Genomic DNA, 23,222 nt, shown 5'->3' with positions numbered 1-23,222 from the left:
GCCGGGCACGGGTTCAGTGCCCCAGTCAGCCGGGACCCGCTGCCCCCCAGTACAATTGGGGATTCATTACCCGGGAGGGGTCGTTGTGGATTTCAGCTTTACCGAAGAGCAGTTGATGCTGCAGGACGTTGCGCGCCGCATCGCGCAGGAAAAGATCGCGCCCAGCGCCGAGCACCATGACCGCACGGGCGAGTTCCCGCTGGCCAACATCCAGCTGCTCGGCGAGAACGGGCTGATGGGCATTGAAGTGCCGGCCGAGTACGGCGGCGCGGGCATGGACCCGATCGCCTACGTGCTGGCGATGGTGGAAGTCGCCGCCGGTGACGCCGCCCATTCCACCATCATGTCGGTCAACAATTCGCTGTTCTGCAACGGCATCCTGACCCACGGCAACGAGGCCCAGAAGCAGAAGTACGTGCGCGCCATCGCCGAAGGGGCCGCCATCGGCGCCTTCGCGCTGACCGAGCCGCAGTCCGGCTCGGATGCCACAGCCATGCGCTGCCGCGCGGTGAAGCAGGCCGACGGCAGCTACGTGATCAACGGCAAGAAGAGCTGGATCACGTCCGGCCCGGTGGCCAAGTACATCGTGCTGTTCGCGATGACCGATGCGGACAAGGGCGCGCGTGGCATCAGCGCGTTCCTGATCGACACCGACAACGCCGGTTTTGGTCGCGGCAAGACCGAGCCCAAGCTCGGCATCCGCGCATCGGCGACCTGCGAGATCGAGTTCAACGATTACGTGGCGCAGGCTGAAGACCTGCTGGGCCAGGAAGGCGAAGGCTTCAAGATCGCGATGGGCGTGCTCGACGCCGGCCGCATCGGCATCGCCTCGCAGGCCATCGGCATTGCCCGCGCGGCGTACGAGGCTACCCTTGAGTACGTGAAAGAGCGCAAGGCGTTCGGCGCGGCCATCGGCACCTTCCAGATGACCCAGGCCAAGATCGCCGACATGAAGTGCAAGCTGGATGCCGCCCTGCTGCTGACCCTGCGCGCGGCGTGGGTGAAGGGCGAGGGCAAGCGTTTCAGCAACGAGGCGGCGATCGCCAAGCTCACCGCGTCCGAAGCGGCGATGTGGATCACCCACCAGGCCGTGCAGATCCATGGCGGCATGGGGTATTCGAAGGAAATGCCGCTGGAGCGCTACTTCCGTGACGCCAAGATCACCGAGATCTACGAAGGTACCTCGGAGATCCAGCGCCTGGTGATCGCCCGCAACGAAACCGGGCTGCGCTGACGCTTCGGCGTAAACGTGTGGGCGGGTGCGCGACCCGCTCCGCCCGCACGATCGCCTAGAATGCCCGTCCTCTCAAAACAGGTACGGGCATGGTCATCTACCGTGGTGCTGGTTTTTTCACCCTGCTGACACCGATCATCACAGTGCTGTTGTTGCTCTGGCTGTACCCCGATCCGTCCGTCGCCAAGGGCAACATCACGCTGCCGCAGTTCCTGCTGGGCTGTGGCATCGGTGCGGCCATCAACACGGTGCTGGGTTTCGTGCTCAATCGCGGACCACGTCCGGAGGGCGAGCTGGCGCGGCATCACTTCTTCTTCCTGCCGATGCAGTGGCCCTCGTTGGCCATCGTGGTGGTGTGTGCGGCGGTTGCCGCGGCGCGCTGAAAGCAGGGCAAGAATGAAAAAAAGGCCCCGGATCGCTCCGGGGCCTCTTTTATCGGGAGCGTGACGGCCAGCGGCCGTCACTACCTCCCTCAGCGGTCGGGGCGGTGGGCGCCACCGGCTTCGTGCTGGCGCTCCACGAACTCCTTGGAGGGTTCGTCCAGCTTGTCGCCCAGCATGCGGCGGACCACGATGAAGAACACCGGGATCATCAGCAGGCCGAGGAAGGTGGCGAACACCATGCCGCCGATCACGCCGGTACCGATGGCGTGGCGGGAATTGGCGCCGGCACCGGTGGAGATGGCCATCGGGATGACGCCCATGATGAAGGCGAAGGAGGTCATCAGGATCGGGCGGAAGCGCAGGCGCGCCGCTTCGATGGTGGCATCACGCAGGGTCTTGCCGGCCGCACGCTGTTCCACCGCGAACTCCACGATCAGGATCGCGTTCTTCGCCGCAAGGCCGATCACCGTGATCAGGCCGATCTTGAAGAACAGATCGTTGGGCAGGCCGCGGGCCATCGAGAACACCAGCGCACCCAGCACGCCCAGCGGCACCACCAGCAGCACGGCGACCGGGATCGACCAGCTTTCATACAGCGCGGCAAGGCACAGGAACACCACCACGATGGACAGCACCAGCAGCAGCGTGGCCGCGTTGCCCGCCAGGATTTCCTGGTAGGACATGCCGGACCAGTCGTAGCCGAAGCCGGCCGGCAGTTCGTCGCGCACGATGTCTTCCATCGCGGTCATCGCTTCGCCGGAGCTGCGTCCCGGTGCCTGCGAGCCGACGATGTTCACCGCCGAATAGCCGTTGTAGCGGCTCAGCGACGGCGGCGCCGACACCCATTCCGAGCGCACCACGGTGCTCAGCGGGATCATCGTGTTGGTGCCGTCGGCATTGGTATCCAGCGTGGACGGGCTGTAGAAGCTCTTCAGCGACGCCTCGCCGGTGCGGTACGGCGCATCGGCCTGCATGGTCACGCGCTTGATGCGGCCTTCGCTGAAGAAGTCGTTGACGTACACCGGGGCCAGCATCAGCTGGATGGTGCTGTACACGTCCGACACCGACATGCCCATCGCCTGCGCCTGCACGCGGTCCACGTGCAGGGCCAGCTGCGGGGCATTTTCCAGTCCGTTGGGGCGCACGCCGGTCAGCAGGTCACTCTTCTGCGCCGCTGCACCCAGCAGGGTGTTGCGGGCGTTGGTGAGCTGTTCGAAGCCGGCACCGGTACGGTCCTGCAGCCACATGTCGAAGCCGCCGAACTGGCCAAGGCCCTGCACGGTAGGCAGGTTGACCACGAAGATCTGCGCTTCCTTGATGCCATAGAACGCGCCGTTCATGTTGCCGATCAGCTCGGGTACGGTCACCTCACGGTCGGCCCAGGGCTTGAGCCGGATGAAGCCCATGCCCACGTTTTCGCCGGAACCCACGAAGCTGAAACCTGCGATCTGCAGCAGGCCTTCGAAGCCCTCCTGCTTTTCCAGGATGCCACGCATCTGCGCGAACACTTCGTTGGTCTGGGTCTTGGTCGAACCCGGCGGCAGCTGCACGATGGCCAGTGCGTAGCCCTGGTCTTCTTCGGGCAGGAAGCTGCCCGGCATGCGCGTGAACAGGAACGCGCACAGCGCGCCGAGCACCACGAACAGGATCATCCAGCGCGGGGCATGCTTCACCGCCGAGGTGATATGGCCCACGTAGGTGCCGCTGATCTTGTCGTAGTACTTGTTGAAGGTGCGGTAGACGATGTTCGGCTTGTCGTTGTGCGTCGGCTTGAGGAAGGTCGCGCACAGTGCCGGGGTGAAGCCCAGCGCCAGGAACGCCGAGAATGCCATCGAAATGGCGATGGTCAGCGCGAACTGCTTGTAGATCTCGCCGGCCGCGCCGCCCTGCAGCGCGGACGGGATGAACACCGCCGCCAGCACCACGGTGATGGCCACCACCGCGCCGGTGATCTGGGTCATTGCCTTCTGGGTGGCCTGTTTCGGCGCCATCCCTTCGTCGGTCATGATGCGCTCGACGTTCTCGATCACCACGATCGCGTCATCGACCACGATGCCGATCGCCAGCACCAGCGCGAACAGGGTCAGCTGGTTGATCGTGAAGCCGATCATCCACATGCCCAGGAACGTACCCAGCAGCGCGACCGGGATCACCAGCGTCGGGATCAGGGTGGCACGGAAGTTCTGCAGGAAGATCAGCATCACCAGGAAGACCAGGATGATGGCTTCGATCAGCGTCTTGATGACCTCTTCGATGGAGATCTTGACGAAGGTGGTGCTGTCATACGGAGAGAACCAGCTGACACCGGCCGGGAAGCTCGGCTGCAGCTCGTCCATCTTCGCGCGCACGGCTTCGGCCACGTTCAGCGCATTCGCGCCGGGCAGCAGCTGGATCGCGAAGGCACCGGTCGGCTTGCCGTTGTACTGGGTATCAAAGCCGTAGTTGCCGGCGCCGAAGCCGATCCGGGCGATGTCCTTCAGCAGCACGCGCGAACCATCCGGGTTGGCGCGCAGGATGATGTTCTCGAACTCTTCCGGGGTGCTGAAGCGGCCTTCGGCCGATACCGTGGCGGTGAAGTGCTGGCCGACCGGGGCCGGGTCCGAACCCAGCGAACCGGCGGCGAACTGCACGTTCTGCTCGCGCACCGCCGCCAGCACCTGGCTGGCGGAGAGGCCGTAGCCCTGCATGCGCTCGGGGTTGAGCCAGATGTTCATGGCGTACTCGCCACCGAACTGCTGGGTGCTGCCGACGCCGGGAATACGCGAGACCTGGTCCAGAACGCGCGAGGCGACGATGTCGTTCAACGCATCACGGCTGATGCTGCCCGAATCCGAGCGCAGCGCCACCACCATCAGGAAGCCGGCGTTGGCCTTGGCCACCACCACGCCCTGCTGGGTGACTTCACTGGGCAGGCGCGGGGTCGCCAGCGAGACCTTGTTCTGTACCTGCACCTGGGCGATGTCCGCATCGGTGCCGGTTTCGAAGGTCAGGGTGACCGTGGCGCGGCCGTTGGACGAGGACGAGGAGCTGAAATACAGCAGGTGATCGATGCCGGTCAGCTGCTGCTCGATCACCTGGGTGACCGACTTTTCCGTGGTGTCCGCGCTTGCGCCCGGGTAGGTGGCCGACACGGTGACCTGTGGCGGGGCGATGCTGGGGTAGGACTCCACACCCAGGTTGAGGATCGCGATCACGCCGCTGAGCGAGATCAGGATCGCTACCACCCAGGCAAAGACCGGGTGTTCGATGAAAAATTTAGGCATGACGGAGTTTTCCCGTTACTGCTTGGTCGAATCGGAGGCCGGCGCTGCCTGGTCGGCAGCGGCCGGGGCCTGCGCGGCGGCGTCGGGCGCGGCGGCATCGGCTGCGGCATCGCCCTGGGCGGCCGGCTTCTGGCCGGCGGCAGGGGCGCCCTGGCCAGCAGCGGCCTGCTCCGGGCTCCACGGCTTGGCCGTGGCCGGTGCGCCTTCCTTGACCTTCTGCACGCCGGCAACCACCACCTTGTCACCCGGCTCCAGGCCGGCGGTGACCAGCCAGTTGCTACCCTGCGCGCCTTCGGTCTTGACGTTGCGGCGCAGCGCCTTGCCGTCAGCACCGACCACCATCAGGTAGCCGCCGGTGGCATCACGCAGCAGCGCCTGCTGGGGCACCAGGTAGGCGTTGTTGCGCTCGCCCAGGGTCGCCTGGAAGCTGACGAAGGCGCCCGGCAGCAGGATCCGGTCCGGGTTCGGCAGCACCGCGCGCAGCGATACCGCGCCGGTGGCCGGGTCGACCGTGGTGGAGGAGAAGTCCAGCGTGCCGTTCTGGTTGTAGTTGGTGCCATCGGACAGCTTGACCTGCACGGTGGCCTTGCCATCGCCGCTCAGCGCCAGCGCGCCCTTGGCCTGCGCCGCACGCAGCTGCGACAGCTCGTCCACGCTCAACGAGAAGTTGACGTACAGCGGATCCAGCTGGTCCACGGTGGTCAGCAGGGTGACATCACCCTGGCCGACCAGCGCGCCTTCGGTGACCTGCTGCTTGCCGGCCACGCCGCTGATCGGCGCGGTGACTTCGGCGTAACCCAGGCTGATGCGCGAGCTGCTCACGGCGGCTTCGGACTGCTTGACCGCCGCCAGCGCGGTGCGCTCGGCCGATTCGGCATTGTCCAGGTCGGCCTTGGAAACATACTTCTGCGGGGCCAGCGAACGGGCGCGATCCGCTGCCACCTTGGCATTGGCATAGGTGGCGCGGGCCGAGGCGAGCTGGGCTTCGGAGGCGTTGAGCTCGGCGCGCAGCGGCGCCGGGTCGATCAGGAACAGGGTCTGGCCCTGCTTGACCTCACTGCCTTCCTGGTAGACGCGCTTGAGCAGCACGCCCGGCACGCGGGCGCGGACATCGGCGCTGCGGAACGGCGACAGCCGGCCGACCAGCTCGCGCTGCAGCGGCAGGGTCTGTGGCTTGGCATCGATCACGCCCACTTCCGGCGGCGGCGGTGCCTGCTGTTCTTCTTTCTTGCAGCCAGCCAGGGCAATGGCAACAGCGCACGTCAGTGCGAGGGTGCGAAGTGGGGCGATCATCAGGAGAAACTCCGGAGTTGGTTTGAATGCGGTTGGGGCGAAGCGGCCGGCGCGAACGCGCGCAGGAAGCTGTCGACGGAAAATCCAGCCCAGCGCCGACGCGTCCCGGCGTCGTCGCGATGGGGCATGTGGAAGCGCTGTCGATCGAAATCCTGGCCACCGATCATGCTGATTAGCAGTTCAGCCATGAAGTGCGGGTCGTCATGCCGGAGCTGCCCCCGGGCGATGGCGGATTCGATCCATTCAGCAAGATGAAGGGTCAGTGCGCCGGTGCCGTCGCGCCACAGGCTGCGGGCCTCATCGGGAAACTGCGCCGCATCGGCGGAAATCATCCGGCAGGCCTGGGCGACGTGTGGCTGGTTGAAGTGCTCCAGGTAGTCGGTGGCGAACTGCATCAGGCTGCCGCGCAGATCATCTTCGCGCAGGCCGCGCAGCCCGGCGGTGGCCCGGCAGACATGCCGCTGCACCACCCGACGCATCAGCTCCTGCTTGCTGCCGTAGCGCGAATACAGGGTCTGCTTGGAACATCCAGCGTGCTGGGCCACGGCTTCCATGCTCATCTGCATGCCATGCCGGGCGAGCAGCTCGCGCACCGCATCGAACACACGAAGATCGCGCGCGTCCATGTCGGCAGCGGGGAGGGGAGCGGGGTTCACGGAGTGGACTATACCGTCCAGTTCAGAATTGTGGAAACGTTTTGCGACCTGCCGCGGCAAGTTCTGTCACAGGCTTTGCCGATCCTGTCGGCATGCCACGTCGATGGCGGCAGCCGTACGCGCGCGAACGGTGTGCGCGGCGCTGGCGCCCATGTAAACGGCACCCAACCCGTATCTGCATATTCCGTCCTGCAGCAAGGCCTTTTCCTGCAACAGGGCTACAATTTCATTTTCCCAACTGGGCAACACGACTCGCTCTGCCATGAAATCGCAAAAGTCTGCAGTCAAAACCGTGAAAACCAAGCCCGCCACGGCGGAAACCCAGCTTGTCCCGGCAACTGGTTTCTCGCTGGAACCGGTGTACACGGCCTTGCGCAAGCGATACCCCGCGGCCGGGCAGGCCGAGGCAGTAGCGTTCGCCGCCGACTTCTACAAGCGCATGGAAGCGGATGAGTTCCCGCACCACAGCGTGGAAGAGTGGGCCGCGCTGGCCGCTGACACGCTGGAGTTCGCGCGCAGCCGCAAGGCCGGCAAGGCCAACGTGCGCGTGTTCAACCCCACCGCCAAGGCCAACGGCTGGGAATCGCCGCATACCGTGCTGCAGATCGTCAACGACGACATGCCGTTCCTGGTGGACACGGTGACCATGGCGCTGGCCGAGCAGGGCATCGGCGTGCACGTGCTGGGCCACCCGGTGATCCGCTTCAGCCGTGACAAGGCCGGCAAGCTGGCCAAGGTCGGCGAGGGCGAGATCGAATCGGTGATGCTGCTGGAGATCGACCGCCAGAGCCCGGAGGCGATGGCCGACGTCGAGCAGGGCATCGCCAAGGCGCTGGAAGAAGTGCGTTCGATCGTGCGCGACTGGCAGCCGATGCGTGACAAGGCGCTGGCCGTGGCCGACGACCTGGGCAGCCGCCAGCTGCCGGTCGATGACGCCTCGCGCCGGGAGGCGCAGGAGTTCCTGCGCTGGGCCGCCGACAACCACTTCACCTTCTTCGGTTACCGCGAATACCGCGTGCAGAAGGACGGCAAGGAAGACGTGCTGGCCCCGCTGAACGATACCGGCCTGGGCCTGATGAAGGGCCGCGACACCTCCGCCGCGCGCCCGGTCAAGACCCTCGCCGCGCAGGGCCTGAACACCACCACGGGCCTGAAGGACGCGCTGATCCTGACCAAGACCAACGCGCGTTCGCGCGTGCACCGCGCCGGGTACATGGATTACATCGGCGTGCTGGAATTCGATGCAAAGGGTCGGATCATCGGCGAGCAGCGCTTCCTCGGCCTGTTCACCTCCAGCGCCTACAACCGCCGCCCGTGGGAAATCCCGCTGGTGCGCCAGCGCTATGAGCACGTGATGCAGCGTTCGGGCCTGTCGCTGTCCAGCCACAGCGGCAAGGCACTGCGCCACATCCTGGAAACCCTGCCGCGCGAAGAACTGTTCCAGTCCAGCGAGGACGAACTGTTCCGCACGGCGATGGGCGTGCTGGGCCTGCAGGAGCGGGTCCGCAGCCGGCTGTTCCTGCGCCGCGACAAGTATTCCCGCTTCATTTCCGCGCTGGCCTTCCTGCCGCGCGAACGCTTCAACACCGATGTGCGCCTGCGCATCGAAGCGATGCTGCGCGACGCCCTGCACGGCGAGCACGTGGACAGCTCGGTGGTGCTGGGCGAATCGCCGCTGGCCCAGGTGCACCTGATCGTGCGTCCGAAGGCCGGCCCGGTGGTCGACGTGGACACCAGCGCGCTGGAACAGAACCTGGCCCACCTGCTGCGCAACTGGCAGGACGACCTGCGTGAAACCCTGGTGTCGCGCCATGGCGAGACCGAAGGCCTGCGCATCGCCTCGCGTATCGGCAAGGCATTGCCGGCCGGCTACATCGAAGACAACAGCACCGCGGTGGCGGCCAGCGATGTCAGCCAGCTCGACGCGCTGACCGGCCCGGACGACCTGCGCCTGAGCCTGCAGACGGTGCCGCGCGAGAACGGCGATGGCCTGCGCCTGAAGCTGTATCGCCAGCTGGATGACATCCCGCTGTCCGATGCGCTGCCGATGATGGAAAACATGGGCCTGCGCGTGATCTCCGAGCGTCCGTATCGCCTGTCGGTGGACGACGCCCCGGTGTACGTGCAGGACTTCGAGGTCGAATCGGTGGCCGGTGCCATCGACGCGGCCAGTGTCGATGAAGCCTTCGGCGAGACCTTTGCCCGCGTGTGGCACGGCGATGCCGAGAACGATGGCTTCAACCGCCTGGTGCTGGCTGCAGGCCTGCACTGGCGCCAGGTCGCGATGCTGCGAGGTTATTGCAAGTACCTGCTGCAGACCGGCGTACCGTTCTCGCAGGCCTACGTGGAAGGCACCTTCACCCGCTATCCGCTGCTGGCGCGCCTGCTGGTGGAACTGTTCGAAGCACGCTTCGACCCGGCGACCGGCAACGAGAGCAAGGACGACATCGCGCACGGCCAGGCCACGCTGAAGGCGCACCTGGACGTGCTGGCCGCCGGTGACGAGGCCACCCTGAAAGTGCTCAAGACCGTGGTCGATGCGCGCAAGGGGGACCGCGATGGCCAGATGCAGGCCGCGCGTGATGCGCTGCTGAAGCTGATGGACCGCGTCTCCAGCCTGGACGAGGACCGCATCCTGCGCAGCTTCATGGGCGTGATCGACGCCACCCTGCGCACCAGCTATTACCAGACCGATGCCAACGGCCGGCCGGGCCACGTGATCAGCTTCAAGTTCGATGCGGCGCTGGTGCCGGACCTGCCCAAGCCGCGTCCGTACCGCGAGATCTTCGTCTACGGTCCGCGCGTTGAAGGCGTGCACCTGCGCTTCGGTGCGGTGGCGCGTGGTGGCCTGCGCTGGTCGGACCGTCGCGAAGACTTCCGTACCGAGGTGCTGGGCCTGGTGAAGGCACAGATGGTCAAGAACACGGTGATCGTCCCGGTCGGCGCCAAGGGTGGCTTCTTCGCCAAGACCCCGCCGGCCAGCGGTGACCGCGATGCGGTGTTCGCCAATGGCGTGGCCTGCTACAAGCTGTTCATCCAGGGCCTGCTGGACATCACCGACAACATCGTCAACAACAAGATCGTGCCGCCCATCGACGTGGTCCGCCACGACATGGACGACCCGTACCTGGTGGTGGCCGCCGACAAGGGCACCGCGACCTTCTCCGACATCGCCAACGGCCTGGCCGTGGCGCACGGCTTCTGGATGGGCGATGCATTCGCCTCCGGCGGTTCGGTAGGCTACGACCACAAGGGCATGGGCATCACCGCACGCGGTGCGTGGGAGTCGGTCAAGCGCCACTTCCGTGCGCTGGGCCATGACAGCCAGAGCCAGGACTTCACCGCCGCAGGCGTGGGTGACATGTCCGGCGATGTGTTCGGCAACGGCATGCTGTTGTCGCGCCACATCCGCCTGGTGGCCGCCTTCGACCACCGCCACATCTTCCTGGACCCGAACCCGGATGCGGCCAGCTCTTTCGTCGAACGCGAGCGCATGTTCACCGTGCCGCGTTCCAGCTGGGCCGACTACGATGCCAAGCTGATCAGCAAGGGCGGTGGCATCTTCCCGCGTTCGCTGAAGTCCATCGAGATCACCCCGCAGGTGCGTGAGGCGCTCGGGCTGGAAGATTCGGTCAAGGCGCTGTCGCCGAACGACCTGATGAGCGCGATCCTGAAGGCGCCGGTGGACCTGCTGTGGAACGGCGGCATCGGTACCTACGTCAAGGCCACCAGCGAGCAGCACAGCGATGTCGGCGACCGCGCCAACAACGCGCTGCGCGTCAACGGCACCGAGCTGCGCTGCAAGGTGGTGGGCGAGGGCGGCAACCTCGGCATGACCCAGCTGGGGCGCATCGAAGCGGCCCAGGCCGGCGTGCTGCTCAACACCGACTTCATCGACAACTCCGCCGGCGTGGACACCTCCGACCACGAGGTGAACATCAAGATCCTGCTCAACGACGTGGTGCGCGCCAAGAAGCTCACCGTCGAGCAGCGCAACAAGCTGCTGGCTTCGATGACCGACGAAGTGGCCGCGCTGGTACTCAATGACAACTACCGCCAGAACCAGGCGCTGAGCCTGATGGAGCGGATGGCGGTCAAGCGCCTGGGCTCCAAGCAGCACTTCATCCGTACCCTGGAACAGCAGGGCCTGCTGGACCGGCAGATCGAGTTCCTGCCGTCCGACGCCGAGCTGTCCCAGCGCAAGGCGCGCGGCCAGGGCCTGACCCGCCCGGAGCTGTCGGTGCTGCTGTCCTACTCCAAGCTGGTGGCCTTCCAGCAGCTGCTGGAATCGGACATCCCGGAAGACCCGTACCTGTCCAAGGAGCTGCAGCGCTACTTCCCGCAGCCGCTGCAGAAGAAGTACGCCGATGCCATGGAACGCCACCGCCTGAAGCGCGAGATCATCGCCACGGCAGTGACCAACCAGACCATCAACCGGATGGGTGCCACCTTCCTGATGCGCATGCAGGAAGACACCGGCCGCTCCATCGCCGAGGTCGCCAAGGCGTACACCATCAGCCGCGAAACGCTGGATGCACGCGCGCTGTGGGCGCAGATCGACGCACTGGACGGGCAGGTGCCCGAATCGGTGCAGGTCGATGCGCTGGAAGTGATCTGGAAACTGCAGCGTGCGTTCGTGCGCTGGCTGCTGTTCCGCCCCGGCCCGATGCCGGGCATCACCGAGGCGGTCAACCGCTACCAGGGTCCGTTCAACGACATCCGCGTGGCGTCCGGCGTGCTGCCCGATTCGCAGCGCCCGACCTACGAAGCGCTGGTGCAGCAGTGGGTGGAAAAGGGCCTGCCGGCCGGCCTGGCGCAGCAGCTGTCCGAGCTGCACTTCCTGGCCCCGGCGTTCGACATCATCGAACTGGCACGCACCCGCAAGCTCAAGCCGGTGGACGTGTCCAAGATCCACTTCCGCCTGGGCGAGGCGCTCAGCCTGCCGTGGTTGTTCGAGCAGGTCGACGCGCTGGAGGTCAACGGCCGTTGGCATGCGGTGGCACGTGGCGTGCTGCGTGACGAACTGGCCGCCCACCACCGCAACCTGGCGGGCCAGGTGCTGGCCACCAAGGGCGGCACGGCTGAAGCCAAAGTCGCCGCATGGGTGGGTCGTGACGACAACAGCCTGCGCTTCACCCTGGCGATGCTGGGCGAACTGGCCGAGCAGAAGACCCTGGACTACCCGACCGTCTCGGTCGCGGTCCAGCGCCTGGGCCAGCTGGCCTCGCACGGGTAAGCTTCAGCGCAATCGCGCTTACGCCCCACGCTCTGCCTTGCAGAGCGTGGGCCCCGTCTCACCAGCTTCCACACCCCCGCGCCTTTGGCGCGCCCCCCTGACTCAGGGGGCTCCAGGCCTGATGCATTCAGGCCGACAACGTGGCGCGGTTTCCGCGCCACGTCCGGTTATGCTCTACCGGTACCCGCGCACCACCGGACACCCTGCATGAGCGATTCCCCCCGCATTGCCTTCCTGGCCAGCAACACCGAACCGGCACGGCTTGCCCTTGCCGCGATGGTCGCGCGCCACGGCGAGCATGCGCCCGATGCGGCGGACGTGCTGTGTCCGCTGGGCGGCGATGGCTTCATGCTGCAGACGCTACACCGCTACGGCCACCTCGGCCGGCCGGTGTTCGGCATGAAACTGGGCACGGTGGGCTTCCTGATGAACCAGTACCGTGACGCGGACGACGTGGCCGCGCGCATCGCACTGGCCGAACCGGCCCACCTGCGGCCGCTGCAGATGACCGCGCTGACCGAATCGGGAACCTCGACCGGATCGCTGGCCTACAACGATGTCTCGCTGCTGCGCCAGACCCGGCAGGCCGCGCACATCGGCGTGGACCTCAATGGCCAGGAGCGGGTGGCTGAACTGATCGGTGATGGCGTGCTGGTGGCCACCCCGGCGGGCAGCACCGCCTACAACTATTCCGCGCATGGCCCGGTGCTGCCGTTGGGCTCGGCCACCATCGCGCTGACCCCATTGGCCCCGTATCGGCCCCGCCGCTGGCGCGGGGCGATCCTCAAGGCCGACACCGAGGTGCGCTTCCGCGTGCTCGATCCGTACAAGCGCCCGGTCAGTGTCACCGCCGATTCGCACGAGACCCGCGACGTGGTGGAAGTGACCATCCGCGAATGCCGCGACCGCCAGGTGACCCTGCTGTTCGACCCGGAGCACAACCTCGAAGACCGGATCCTCTCCGAACAGTTCGTGTTCTGAGCGACAATAGGCCGCCGGCAACCGCCGGTTGCTGCAAGGAACCCCCCGATGGGCGACAACACTCCCCGATTGCTGACCGTCGCGGTGACCTCGCGCGCCCTGTTCGACCTGGAAGAGAGCCACGCGCTGTTCGAGAGCGATGGCGTGGATGCCTACGCCAAGTACCAGCGTGAGCACGAAGACGATGTGCTGGGCCCTGGCGTGGCGTTCCCCGTGGTGCGCAAGCTGCTGGCGCTGAACCAGGGCGCAGGCCCGGAGAACCCGCGCGTGGAGGTGATCCTGCTGTCGCGCAATTCCGCCGATACCGGTCTGCGCATCTTCAATTCCATCCAGCACTACGGGCTGGGCATCATCCGCGCCACGTTCACCGCCGGCGAGCCGACCTGGCCCTACGTGAAGCCGTTCGGCACGGACCTGTTCCTGTCGGCCAATCCCGAATCGGTGCGCAGCGCGCTGCGCCACGGCATCGCCGCGGCGACCATCCTGCCGAAGCCGCCGGGCGAGACCGCCGCAGCGGCGGCCGACCAGGTCGACACCCGCCGCCCGGCCGGCCAGCTGCGGATCGCCTTCGATGGCGATGCGGTGATCTTCGGCGATGAAAGCGAGCGCATTTCGCGCGAGCAGGGGGTCGAGGCCTTTGGCCGCCACGAGCGCGAGCGCGCGCGCGAAGCCTTGAGCGGGGGACCGTTCCGCGGCTTCCTGTCGGCCCTGCATACGTTGCAGGAAGTGTTTCCCTCGGGCGAGGACGCACCGATCCGCACCGCACTGGTCACCGCGCGTTCGGCGCCGGCGCATGAGCGGGTGATCCGGACCCTGCGCGAGTGGGGCGTGCGACTGGACGAAGCGTTGTTCCTCGGTGGCCGCCACAAGGGACCGTTCCTGCAGGCCTTCGGCGCGGACATCTTCTTCGATGATTCGCAGCACAACATCGACAGCGCCCGCGAACACGTCGCGGCCGGGCACGTGCCGCACGGCGTCGCGAACGAAACCTGAGGCCGGTCGGCAGCCGGTAGCCGGTAGCGCCGAGCCGTGCTCGGCGGCTCTCCGTCACGGCAATGCGTCGACTGACAGCGCCGCGCTGCGCGCTCGCCGAGCATGGCTCGGCGCTACCGGTCTACTGCGGCACTGCGTTGCGCAGGTCGACCACCTGCCAGCGCAGTCCCTGCGGTTCCAGTACCACCTGCAACGGCGGCTGCCCCGGGCCACGATCGACATCGACCACGAAACGATCCAGGCGCTCGAAACGCCCCTTCGCCTGCTTCAACGGTTGCGCCGGTTGGGTCGGCGCCAACGCGCCATCGCCCTGCAGTTCATTGCGGCCGCGCTTGTACAACGCGTGACCCTGCAGCAGTGCGCCGATCCCCAGCGGGGTGATCATCGTATCCACCGCCGCGCCGCCCAGTTGGTCACCCAGGCCGTACAGCAGCGCGCCGAACGGACTGCCGGCCACGTCCGGCCCGGCCTGGCGCACCATGTAGTCGCTGACCTGTGCGCGCAGGCTGAGGCGCACGCGCGGGAAGTCGACGTAGCGGTCCAGCCGGCTGGTGTCGCGCTGCTCGATCGCCTGGGCCAGCCCATGCACGGTGAGATAGGGGCCGCTGAACCACCAGCCGGCAAGAGCCAGCAGCAGGACCAGCAGGACAGCAACGAACTTCTTCATGGCAGCAGCGTGTTGATGGACCGGCCCACAGCGTGCCGCATCGCGCGGCACGGTGGGTTAAGTCTCAGTGACTGGGTGATCCACTGCCATCACCAAACGCGCTCACCAGACGTTCGCGGTCGGCCGTGTCCAGTCGCTCCGGCACGGTCTGCAGCACCTGTTCGAGGCTCTCGACGCGGGTGGTGCCAAGGATGCCCGCGGCCACGCCCGGATGCTGCAGCACATAGGCGAAGGCGCTCTGCGCCGGATGCTGCGAGGTGATCCCCGCGATGGCTGCACGCATCGCGCTGGCGCTGCGCATCAAGCGGCGGCTGCTCGGCTTCAGCCAGGCACGGGCCAGATACCAGCCATCTGCCAGCCGTGGCAGCCGCGGCCGTGCCGGCAACAGGTGGCCCTGGGCGAGGACAGTGCCGGCCAGCACACCGATGCCGGCCGCGTGCAGCGCACTGATAGGAGCCGCCCGGTCCTGCTGCAGCGCGTTGTAGTCGAGCAGCACGACATCGAACGCCAGCGGGTGGGCCAGCATCCAGTCCAGGGTGCTGGCCGAATGCGTGTTGATGCCGATACTGCGCACCAGTCCGCGCTGGCGCAGCTGCTGCAGCGCATGCAGCAGCTCATCGGTGATTTCAGGGCCCCCGATGCCGTGCAACTGGTACACGTCCAGGTAGTCCAGCCCCAGGTTGCGCAGCGACGCCTCGCAGCTGGCGGTGATCGCGGCGGGTGAAAAATCCCGCTGCTCGGCGCCGCTGATGCCTGCCTGTCCGGTCAACGTGCCGCCTTTGCTGGAGATGACCAGCGAGTCACGTGGGAAACGCGGCAGCAGCGGCTTGAGGATGCGTCCGAGCCGGGGTTCGGCGTTGAAAGCAGAATAGTTGTGGCCGGTGTCGAGCAGGTTGACCCCGCGCTCCAGCGCGTGTTCCACCACCCGTGCCGCGTCGGCTTCGGGGAAGCGGCGATGACCCCAGAAGCCGGAGCAGCCCAGGCCGATCGGCGACACCTCCAGCCCACTGCGCCCCAGCGTGCGGCGCTGTCGTGGCAGCGGCGTGGTCATCGCGGTCAGAACTCCAGGTCCAGCGCAGCGCACAGGTAATCCACGAACGGCCCCAGCGCGACCAGGTCCTTGCCCAGCGTGGACAACAGGCGTGGCCCGGTCATCGTGGCATCGTCCAGCTGCCGCCACATCACCCAGTTGCGGTGCTTGAGGTCATCGATGAACTCGAAGTCAGCGGGGAAGCCGCGCGGCGGGCGGACCAGTTTTTCGGTCTGCTCCAGCTCGAACCGGCGGCGCAGCGCCGGCGCATGCGCGGCCTGTTTCCAGCTGCCGGGATTGTCGAGGATGAAATGGCGGATGCGGCGCTGGGTATCCGGCTCCGGATGCCACAGACCGGCGCCGACGAAGCTCGCGCCGGGCTGCAGGTGCACGTAGAACGAAGGGGCGGCGACCTCGCGGCGACGCTCATGGAACAACCGTGCGCCCTGCCAGTTCTTGTACGGCGACTTGTCGTTGGAAAAACGCGCATCGCGGTAGATGCGGAACAGCGATCCGCCGACCGTGCGCGTATCGGCACGGAATTTCGGGCTGACCTCGGCCAGGGCAGGCTGCAGGTCGCCAAGCAGGCGCAGGAACGGCTGCCTTACATGATCTTCGTACTGCTGCTTGTGCTCGGCAAACCACGCCTTGTCATTGTGCAGCGCCAGCGCTTTCAGGAACTTGAAGCTGGCATCGGAAAAATAAGCGGTCACAGGCTGTCCTCCAGCTGCTTGCCCCAGTCGCGCAGCGCCTGCAGCAACGCCGGGCGGCGCAGGTCGTCGGACGGCTCGGCGGCAAGGGTGTCGATCTGTTCGTTGTACTCGGCCAGGTTCACTTCACCGAGCTTTTCGTCGCCGCGCAGGCGACGCTGGCGGTAGGCCTGCCAGCGCTCACGCGCGGCGGCATCCAGGCTGCCGGGGTGGTTGCGCGCGCGGTAGCGCAGCAGCAGCTCGGGCAGGCGGGGATCGTTGAACTCCCCTTCCAGTGCGCCCAGCGCCTCGGGTGGGGTCGTGCGCACGCGCGCCAGCAGCGGCTTGTCGCCGGCACCGAGGAAGCCATCGTAGATCGAGGCATCCACGTCGGAGGGGCCGCCTTCGCGCGGCCGGGCGTACACCTGCCGTGCCTTTTCGGCCAGCTGCGCGGCATGCGGGCGCAACTGTTCCACCTTGGCCTGCACGGCGGCAACGTCCAGGCCAAGACGCTGGTGGTCATCCGGGCGCAGGTGGTTCCAGGCCACCAGCGCGGGCACCTTGTTTGCGTGCACTTCCTTCAGTGGGATGCGCTGCACGCCCTCTGGCAGTTCGCTGGCACGCAGGTACAGGCGCTCGGCGATGGTTTCCGCCGGCAGCTGCAGCAGCGCATCGACGTCACCGTCCAGGTCGAACACGATGTAGCGGTTGGCGATGTGCGGATGCACGGTCAACGGCAGCACCGGCGCGGCGCACAGGCGGCTGGCCGGATAGCGCATCGAGATGTGCAGCAGCGGCTGCAGCGCGGTGACATCCAGCAGGCTGGTGACGAAGCGCTTGTCGCGCAGGCGCAGGGCATACTCCCACAGGCGCGGCTGTGCGCTGCGGAACAACCGGGCCATGCCGATGGTCGCGCGCACGTCCGAAAGCGCCTCGTGCGCATCGCCATCGCGCACGCCGTTGGCTTCGGCCAGGTGCTCAAGCTTGAACGAGGTGGCGCCATCTTCGCGCTTGGGCCAGGTGATGCCCTCCGGACGCAGCGCATGCATCAGCCGCAGCATGTCCAGCAGGTCCCAGCGCGAATTGCCGTTGCGCCATTCGCGCTCATACGGATCGAAGAAGTTGCGGAACAGCCCGTGGCGGATGAACTCGTCATCGAAGCGCAGCGTGTTGTAGCCCAGTGCGCAGGTGCCGGGGCGGCTCATCAGGTCGTTGATCCGCGCCAGCGCCTCGGCCTCGCTGATCCCTTCAGCCAGTGCGTGCTGCGGGGTGATGCCGGTGACCATCGTAGCGTAGGGCGAAGGCAGCAGGTCGTCGGCCGGGCGCACGTAGAAGCTGACCGGCGTGTCGATCTCGTTGAGCTGCGCGTCGGTGCGGATGGCGGCGAACTGGGCGATGCGGGTGCGGCGCGGATCCTGGCCGAAGGTTTCCAGGTCGTAGAACAGGAAGCTGTCGGCCATCAGTGCGCGCCCTCCAGGATGGGCAGCTTGGCGTGGACTTCGGCTTGCAGCGCGTTCCAGTCGAGCTGCTGCAGGGAATCGAGGCCCTGGGTGGCGTTGCGCAGGATGCGGCGTTGTATCCGCGTGCGCTCCAGCGCAACGGCGTAGGGCGTGTGCAGGAAAGTAACCATGGTGTAGTGTGGCACGAAGCGCGTGGGCCACCGCTGCTGCAGGGCCAGCTCCAGTTCACGCTGCAGCAGGAACGCCGGATCGGCCACCTGGTCGCGCATTTCCGTGTAGTTCTCCAGCGCCATCTGCTGGATCGCCCAGGCATTGGGCGAGCGCTCGATTTCGAACGCCGAATAGGCCCCGCGCAGGTCGCTGGCTGCATCCAGGTGGCGGGCCAGCGCAACGCAGTCCTCGAAGGCGCAGTTCATGCCCTGGCCATGGAAGGGCACCATCGCGTGCGCCGCATCGCCGATCAGCACGGCCTTGCCATCGGTATGCCAGCGCTCCAGGTACAGCGTGCCGAGCAGCCCCGGCGGATGCGCATCCCAGTCGGCGCGCAGGTCCGGGATCAGCGGCAGGGCATCGGGGAATTCGCGGGCGAAAAGCGCCTCTGCCTGCTCCCCGGTAGTGACCGTGTTGAAACCCGGATCGCCCTTGTTGGGCAGGAACAGGGTAACGGTGAAGGTGCCTTCGTGATTGGGCAGCGCGATGCACATGAAGCGGCCCCGCGGCCAGATGTGCAGGGCGTTGGGATCGATGCTGAAGGCACCGCCGGCGCCAGGTGGAATCTCCAGTTCCTTGTACGAATGGTCGAGGAATTCGATGCGCTCGCCGAGCGGCTGGCGGCGGTTCATCGCCGCGCGCAGGGCCGATCCGGCGCCGTCCGCGCCGACCAGGCTGGCGAAGCGGATGTCATGCGGGGTGTCGTCGCGGTCATCGATGAAGCGCGCGTGCTGCGCATCGAAGTCCACGGTGTGCAGGCGGCGGTGGAAGTGCACGACGGCGCCGGCCTGTTCGGCCAGTTGCAGCAGGGTGACGTTGAGCTCGCGGCGATGGATCGACCAGATCACTTCGCTGTCGTCGCGGCCGTAGCGCTGCAGCGCAGGGGCGGCGCCATCGCGCAGGTGGACCATGCGCCCGCGCATCATGACCGCACGTTCCATCACCGCCGCTTCCACGTGCGCGCCAGCCTGGCGCAGTGCGTTGCGGCCGCGTTCGGCCAGTGCCAGGTTGATCGAGCGACCGCTTTCGTAGCCGCTGACGCGCGGGTCACCACGACGTTCGTACACGGTGATGTTCCAGCCCTGCCGCGACAGCAGGATGGCCAGCAGCGAACCGGCCAGTCCCGCGCCGACGATGGTCAGCGAACGCTGGGCGTGCGCAGTCGAAGCGACGTCCGGCACGGCGTCAGCGCCCGGCCCAGGCATCGACTTCATCGACGAAGCGATGCAGGTCCTGGTAGCGGTTGTACAGCGGGGTCGGCGAGATCCGGATCACGTCCGGTTCGCGCCAGTCGCCCAGCACCCCCACTGCGCGCAGGTGTTCGAACAGGGCCCGGCCACGCTCACGACCGCCGATCACCCGCAGCGACAGCTGGCAGCCGCGGCGCTCGCTGTCGGCCGGGGTGATGCGTTCCAGCACATGCGGCAGGCGCGCCTGCACCAGGGCATCGAGCAGCCCGGTCAAGGCCAGTGATTTCCCACGCAACGCTTCCATGCCCGCGCGCTGGAACAGATCCAGCGATGCACGCAGCGGTGCCAGGCCGAGGATCGGCGGATTGCTCAGCTGCCAGCCTTCGGCACCCACGGACGGCACGAACTGCGGCGCCATCTGGAAGCGGGTGGCTTCTTCATGGCCCCACCAGCCGGCGAACCGGGGCAGGGTGGTGTCGCGATGGTGGCGTTCATGCACGAACGCGCCGGCGACGGCACCCGGTCCACTGTTGAGGTACTTGTAGTGGCACCACACCGCGAAGTCCGGCGCCACCTCGTGCAGTTGCAACGGCAGGTTGCCGACCGAATGAGCCAGGTCGAAGCCGATGTTGGCGCCCTGTGCGCGTGCCAGCGTGGTGATCGCCTGCAGGTCGAAGGCCTGGCCGGTGCGGTACTGCACGCCGGGCCACAGCACCAGCGCAAGGCGCGCGCCGTGGCTTGCTATCGCCTGCTCGATGGCCTGCAGCGAAATCGTGCCGTCGGGCTCGTCCGGCTGCACTTCGACCAGGCAATCGGCGGGATCGAACCCGTGGAAGCGGATCTGCGCCTCCACCGCGTGGCGATCGGTGGGGAAGGCGCCGGCTTCCATCAGGATCACCGGGCGCTGCGCGGTGGGCCGGTAGAAGCTCACCATCATCAGGTGCAGGTTGACGCTGAGCGTGTTCATCGCCACCACTTCGCTGGGCAATGCACCGACTACCTGCGCCAGCTGCCCGCTCACCAGGCGGTGGTAGCCCAGCCACTGCGTCGGGCCGGTGAAGTGGCCTTCCACCGCCAGCGTGGCCCACTGGCCCATGACCTCCTGCACCGCGGCCTGCGCACCACGCGGTTGCAGGCCGAGCGAGTTGCCGACGAAGTAGGTCTGCTCGCCGCCGTCGTGGCGGGGGATCAGGAATTCATCACGGAAACCGCGCAGTGGATCGGCGGCATCCAGGGCCAGGGCATGGGAACGGCTGAGGAGCTCGGACATGATTGCAGCGACACGATTTGACGTGTCCGAAGTGTACCGCGCGCAGCGTCATCCGGTTCCGGTAGCGCCGAGTCCGGCCCGGCGTTCTTCTGTCCGGGCAGGCGCCCGATTCAGGCGCCCGGCAGCGGATCCACGTGCCCGCACGCGCTGCAGGTGCGCAGCTGCAGGTCGCCCTGGTAGCGGGCGAACACCTTCGGCAGGTCGGTTTCGATGTTCTGCAGGGTGAACCACTCTTCATGCAGCTTGTGGTTGCAGCGCTCGCAGTGCCACACCACGCCGTCGCGTTCGTGCGGCAGCCGCTTGCGTTCCACCACCAGCCCGATGCCGCCCGCGGGGCGGCGCGGTGAATGCGGCACGTTGCCCGGCAGCAGGAAGATCTCGCCGGCGCGGATCGGGATGTCCCGGACCTGGCCGTCTTCCTGCACCTTCAGCACCATCTCGCCTTCCAGCTGGTAGAACCACTCCGGGCCTTCGTCGATGTGGAAATCGGTGCGCGAATTCGGGCCGCCGACCACCATCACGATGAAGTCGCCGTCCTCGATCAGCTTGTTGCCGACCGGCGGCTTCAACAGGTGCCGGTGTTCTTCGACCCAGCCCATCAGGTTGATCGGTGAAGCAAGCATGCGGATGCTCCGGTTGACGGTCAGTCGCGCTTGCCTTTGCGCGGGACGAAGGACAGCGCTTTTTCATAACCCGGCTGCAGGGCTTCCGGGCTGTCGACGTCGATACCCATCTCGCGCACGCGGCCATCGCGCAGGCTGTACACCCAGCCGTGGACGGTAAGCTTCTGCCCACGCGCCCACGCATCACGCACGATGGTCGACTGGCAGGCGTTGGCCACCTGCTCGATGACGTTCAGTTCGCACAGCCGCGCGTGGCGCAGCTCCGGGTCGTCGATCGCATCGAGGATGGCGGCGTGCTTCTGCGCCACGTCGCCGACATGCCGAAGCCAGTTGTCGGCCAGGCCGACGCGTACGTTGTTGAGGCTGGCGTGCACGCCGCCGCAGCCGTAATGGCCCACGATCAGGATGTGCTTCACCTTCAGCTGGTCCACCGCGTACTGGATGACGCTCAGGCAGTTCAGGTCGGTGTGGGCGACCACGTTGGCCACGTTGCGATGCACGAAGACTTCGCCCGGGGCCATGCCGATGATCTGGTTGGCGGGTACGCGCGAATCGGAACAGCCGATCCACAGGTATTCCGGATGCTGCTGGGTCGACAGCCTGTGGAAGAACTCAGGATCTTCCTGCTGGATCCGGTCGGCCCAGTCGCGGTTGTTCTGCAGCAGTTTGAAGACGTCTTTCATGCAAGGTCCCTGACGGTGTGTGGGGGCAAGGCGCGGCGTCGGGCCGCGTCGTCGCGGGAAGGGAGGGGGATCAGTCGCGCGCCGTACCGGGCGCGTCCAGGAAGCGGCGCATCCAGTGCGCCAGCTCGTGTGATGCAGGCGAGGGCAGCCGTTCCAGTTCGGCGATCACCGCCTGCTGGTTGGCCACCGGGTGGTTCTGGCTGAGCTTCATCTTCAGCTGCACGGTGTCCACCACGAAGCGAAAGCCGATGATGCCGCGCAGCTGGCTGCGGTGGTCATCGCGCTGCGGTTCGAACTGCCAGTCACGGCCCACCTTTGCTTCGTACAGATCGCCGGTATCGGCGACCACGGCGGCCAGTGCGTCGGTGTCCTCGAAGCGGTGCAGCTGGCCGCGCAGCTCGGCGGCGGCGTAGTTCCAGGTCGGCACCCGCGCCATGGCCTCCTTGTCCGGATACCACGAGGCCGAGACATACCCGTGCGGACCGTCCACCAGCACCTTGGCCAGACCGTCGCGGCGCGATTGCGGATTGGCCCTGGCCCAGTGCCCGCGCAGCTCGATCGCCTGTCCCTGGCGGCGGTACAGCACCGGCAGCCGGGTCAGTTCGGGCAGGCCATCGTCACCGGTGGTGAGCAGGGTGATGAACGCGTCGCGGGCAAACAGCGCGTCCAGCCACTGCAGGTCGGTTTCTGCGAAGGCGCGCGGGGTGAACATGCGCTTAGACCGTGCGGCCCAGCGACTGCACCATCAAGCCACGCAGGCCTTCATCGGTGCTGGCCCTGGGCGGCTGCACTTCATGCAGCGAAAACCCACGCACCAGCGCGTCTTCTTCGTCGAGCCCGTCGTATTCCACGAACTCGGCATCGAACAGCTGCGCGCGCGCGGTGTCTTCACCGTCGTAGCTCAACGTGTTGCCGTCACTGTCCAGCACTTCGGCGGTGCCGGCCGGGCGGATGCGCAGGCGCGCCCAGATCAGCGTGTTGCCCAGGCTGGCCAGCCACCAGCTGTCCTGCGGAAGGGAGTCGTCATTCATTTCGTGATTACCAGATCGACGCCAGCCAGAGCAGGGCGGCCATGCCCAGTCCGGCCAGCAGGGTCAGCAGCGATACCCAGGCCGGTGTCGCCAGCCCGGAAAGCGAACGGTCCGGCTGCGCGCGATAGTCACGCCGCAACAGCCAGGCCAGTGCTTCGGGCTTGAGGAAGGCGCCGCTGCCGAAGCGCTGCGACAGCGCCGGATGGCGGTCGCGCAGGTGCACCAGGGTCAGCGGCCAGAAGATCACGAAGGCACTGAACCCGGCGATCGCCACGCCAAAGAAACACAGCGCGAAGAACAGGGTCATGGTTGCGGTACCTCCGTGGGTGC

Annotated in this window: 19 protein-coding genes; 5 read left to right on the top strand and 14 right to left on the bottom strand. The window is 66.9% G+C overall.

The features are described from left to right. Nucleotides 1–55 precede the first annotated feature (55 nt). Complete coding sequence (locus RTX79_RS04480) at nucleotides 56–1,234, top strand: acyl-CoA dehydrogenase family protein (RefSeq protein WP_428695944.1); 1,179 nt, start codon at nucleotides 56–58, stop codon at nucleotides 1,232–1,234. Between the two features lie 89 nt (nucleotides 1,235–1,323). After that, nucleotides 1,324–1,617, top strand: a complete 294-nt coding sequence (locus RTX79_RS04475) for a hypothetical protein (protein WP_312682117.1) — start codon at nucleotides 1,324–1,326, stop codon at nucleotides 1,615–1,617. 89 nt (nucleotides 1,618–1,706) lie between these two features. Here RTX79_RS04475 and RTX79_RS04470 read toward each other — a convergent pair whose 3' ends face one another. Genes RTX79_RS04470 through RTX79_RS04460 form a run of 3 tightly spaced genes read right to left on the bottom strand, consistent with a single transcriptional unit; the run spans nucleotide 1,707 to nucleotide 6,829 of the window. Continuing rightward, nucleotides 1,707–4,880 (bottom strand): multidrug efflux RND transporter permease subunit, encoded by a 3,174-nt coding sequence (locus RTX79_RS04470; protein WP_057507942.1) that lies wholly within the window; start codon nucleotides 4,878–4,880, stop codon nucleotides 1,707–1,709. A gap of 15 nt (nucleotides 4,881–4,895) precedes the next feature. After that, the gene (locus tag RTX79_RS04465; protein WP_312682115.1) at nucleotides 4,896–6,173 is read right to left on the bottom strand and encodes an efflux RND transporter periplasmic adaptor subunit; all 1,278 of its coding nucleotides are present in this window, start codon (nucleotides 6,171–6,173) and stop codon (nucleotides 4,896–4,898) included. After that, nucleotides 6,173–6,829: a TetR/AcrR family transcriptional regulator gene (locus tag RTX79_RS04460; RefSeq protein ID WP_083491965.1), complete on the bottom strand. Its 657-nt coding sequence runs from the start codon at nucleotides 6,827–6,829 to the stop codon at nucleotides 6,173–6,175. The genes RTX79_RS04465 and RTX79_RS04460 overlap by 1 nt, the downstream gene beginning before the upstream one ends. A 262-nt stretch (nucleotides 6,830–7,091) precedes the next feature. On the opposite strand from RTX79_RS04460, the gene RTX79_RS04450 reads away from it, so the two are divergent. The 3 genes from RTX79_RS04450 (at nucleotide 7,092) to RTX79_RS04440 (ending at nucleotide 14,039) form a co-directional block, all read left to right on the top strand. Continuing rightward, a complete protein-coding gene (locus RTX79_RS04450) occupies nucleotides 7,092–12,065 on the top strand; it encodes an NAD-glutamate dehydrogenase (RefSeq protein ID WP_345784475.1) in 4,974 nt (1,657 codons plus the stop codon). 207 nt (nucleotides 12,066–12,272) lie between these two features. Next, nucleotides 12,273–13,046, top strand: coding sequence for an NAD kinase (locus RTX79_RS04445; protein ID WP_057507938.1), 774 nt, complete (start codon nucleotides 12,273–12,275; stop codon nucleotides 13,044–13,046). Between the two features lie 48 nt (nucleotides 13,047–13,094). Further along, on the top strand, nucleotides 13,095–14,039 hold the full coding sequence (locus RTX79_RS04440) for a 5'-nucleotidase (RefSeq protein ID WP_057507937.1): 945 nt from the start codon (nucleotides 13,095–13,097) through the stop codon (nucleotides 14,037–14,039). A gap of 121 nt (nucleotides 14,040–14,160) precedes the next feature. Here RTX79_RS04440 and RTX79_RS04435 read toward each other — a convergent pair whose 3' ends face one another. The 11 genes from RTX79_RS04435 to RTX79_RS04385 form a co-directional block, all read right to left on the bottom strand. Beyond that, entirely contained in the window at nucleotides 14,161–14,706 is a 546-nt protein-coding gene (locus RTX79_RS04435; RefSeq protein WP_123698723.1) for a DUF2939 domain-containing protein, read from the bottom strand. A gap of 64 nt (nucleotides 14,707–14,770) precedes the next feature. Next, the gene (locus RTX79_RS04430) at nucleotides 14,771–15,757 is read right to left on the bottom strand and encodes an aldo/keto reductase (RefSeq protein WP_312682111.1); all 987 of its coding nucleotides are present in this window, start codon (nucleotides 15,755–15,757) and stop codon (nucleotides 14,771–14,773) included. 5 nt (nucleotides 15,758–15,762) lie between these two features. Continuing rightward, nucleotides 15,763–16,449 (bottom strand): DUF2461 domain-containing protein, encoded by a 687-nt coding sequence (locus tag RTX79_RS04425; protein WP_309685146.1) that lies wholly within the window; start codon nucleotides 16,447–16,449, stop codon nucleotides 15,763–15,765. Then, nucleotides 16,446–17,885: an exodeoxyribonuclease I gene (sbcB, locus tag RTX79_RS04420; protein ID WP_312682106.1), complete on the bottom strand. Its 1,440-nt coding sequence runs from the start codon at nucleotides 17,883–17,885 to the stop codon at nucleotides 16,446–16,448. The genes RTX79_RS04425 and sbcB overlap by 4 nt, the downstream gene beginning before the upstream one ends. Continuing rightward, complete coding sequence (locus tag RTX79_RS04415) at nucleotides 17,885–19,300, bottom strand: FAD-dependent oxidoreductase (RefSeq protein ID WP_312682228.1); 1,416 nt, start codon at nucleotides 19,298–19,300, stop codon at nucleotides 17,885–17,887. Before RTX79_RS04415 ends, sbcB begins: the two co-directional genes overlap by 1 nt. After that, a complete protein-coding gene (kynU, locus tag RTX79_RS04410; RefSeq protein ID WP_312682104.1) occupies nucleotides 19,281–20,555 on the bottom strand; it encodes a kynureninase in 1,275 nt (424 codons plus the stop codon). Before kynU ends, RTX79_RS04415 begins: the two co-directional genes overlap by 20 nt. Nucleotides 20,556–20,665: 110 nt before the next feature. Then, on the bottom strand, nucleotides 20,666–21,178 hold the full coding sequence (locus RTX79_RS04405; RefSeq protein ID WP_312682102.1) for a 3-hydroxyanthranilate 3,4-dioxygenase: 513 nt from the start codon (nucleotides 21,176–21,178) through the stop codon (nucleotides 20,666–20,668). 20 nt (nucleotides 21,179–21,198) lie between these two features. After that, entirely contained in the window at nucleotides 21,199–21,861 is a 663-nt protein-coding gene (can, locus tag RTX79_RS04400) for a carbonate dehydratase (protein WP_057507929.1), read from the bottom strand. 70 nt (nucleotides 21,862–21,931) lie between these two features. Continuing rightward, a complete protein-coding gene (locus tag RTX79_RS04395; RefSeq protein WP_057507928.1) occupies nucleotides 21,932–22,573 on the bottom strand; it encodes an FMN-binding negative transcriptional regulator in 642 nt (213 codons plus the stop codon). A 4-nt stretch (nucleotides 22,574–22,577) separates the two neighbouring features. Next, the gene (locus tag RTX79_RS04390) at nucleotides 22,578–22,892 is read right to left on the bottom strand and encodes a hypothetical protein (RefSeq protein WP_057507927.1); all 315 of its coding nucleotides are present in this window, start codon (nucleotides 22,890–22,892) and stop codon (nucleotides 22,578–22,580) included. Nucleotides 22,893–22,899: 7 nt separating this feature from the next. Then, on the bottom strand, nucleotides 22,900–23,199 hold the full coding sequence (locus RTX79_RS04385; protein ID WP_042614896.1) for a hypothetical protein: 300 nt from the start codon (nucleotides 23,197–23,199) through the stop codon (nucleotides 22,900–22,902). Between the last annotated feature and the right edge of the window lie 23 nt (nucleotides 23,200–23,222).

The organism is Stenotrophomonas chelatiphaga (genome assembly GCF_032054965.1).
Taxonomy (GTDB): domain Bacteria; phylum Pseudomonadota; class Gammaproteobacteria; order Xanthomonadales; family Xanthomonadaceae; genus Stenotrophomonas; species Stenotrophomonas chelatiphaga.
The sequence above is the reverse complement of the archived record's forward strand: the minus strand, read 5'-3'. Positions and strand labels throughout refer to the sequence as shown.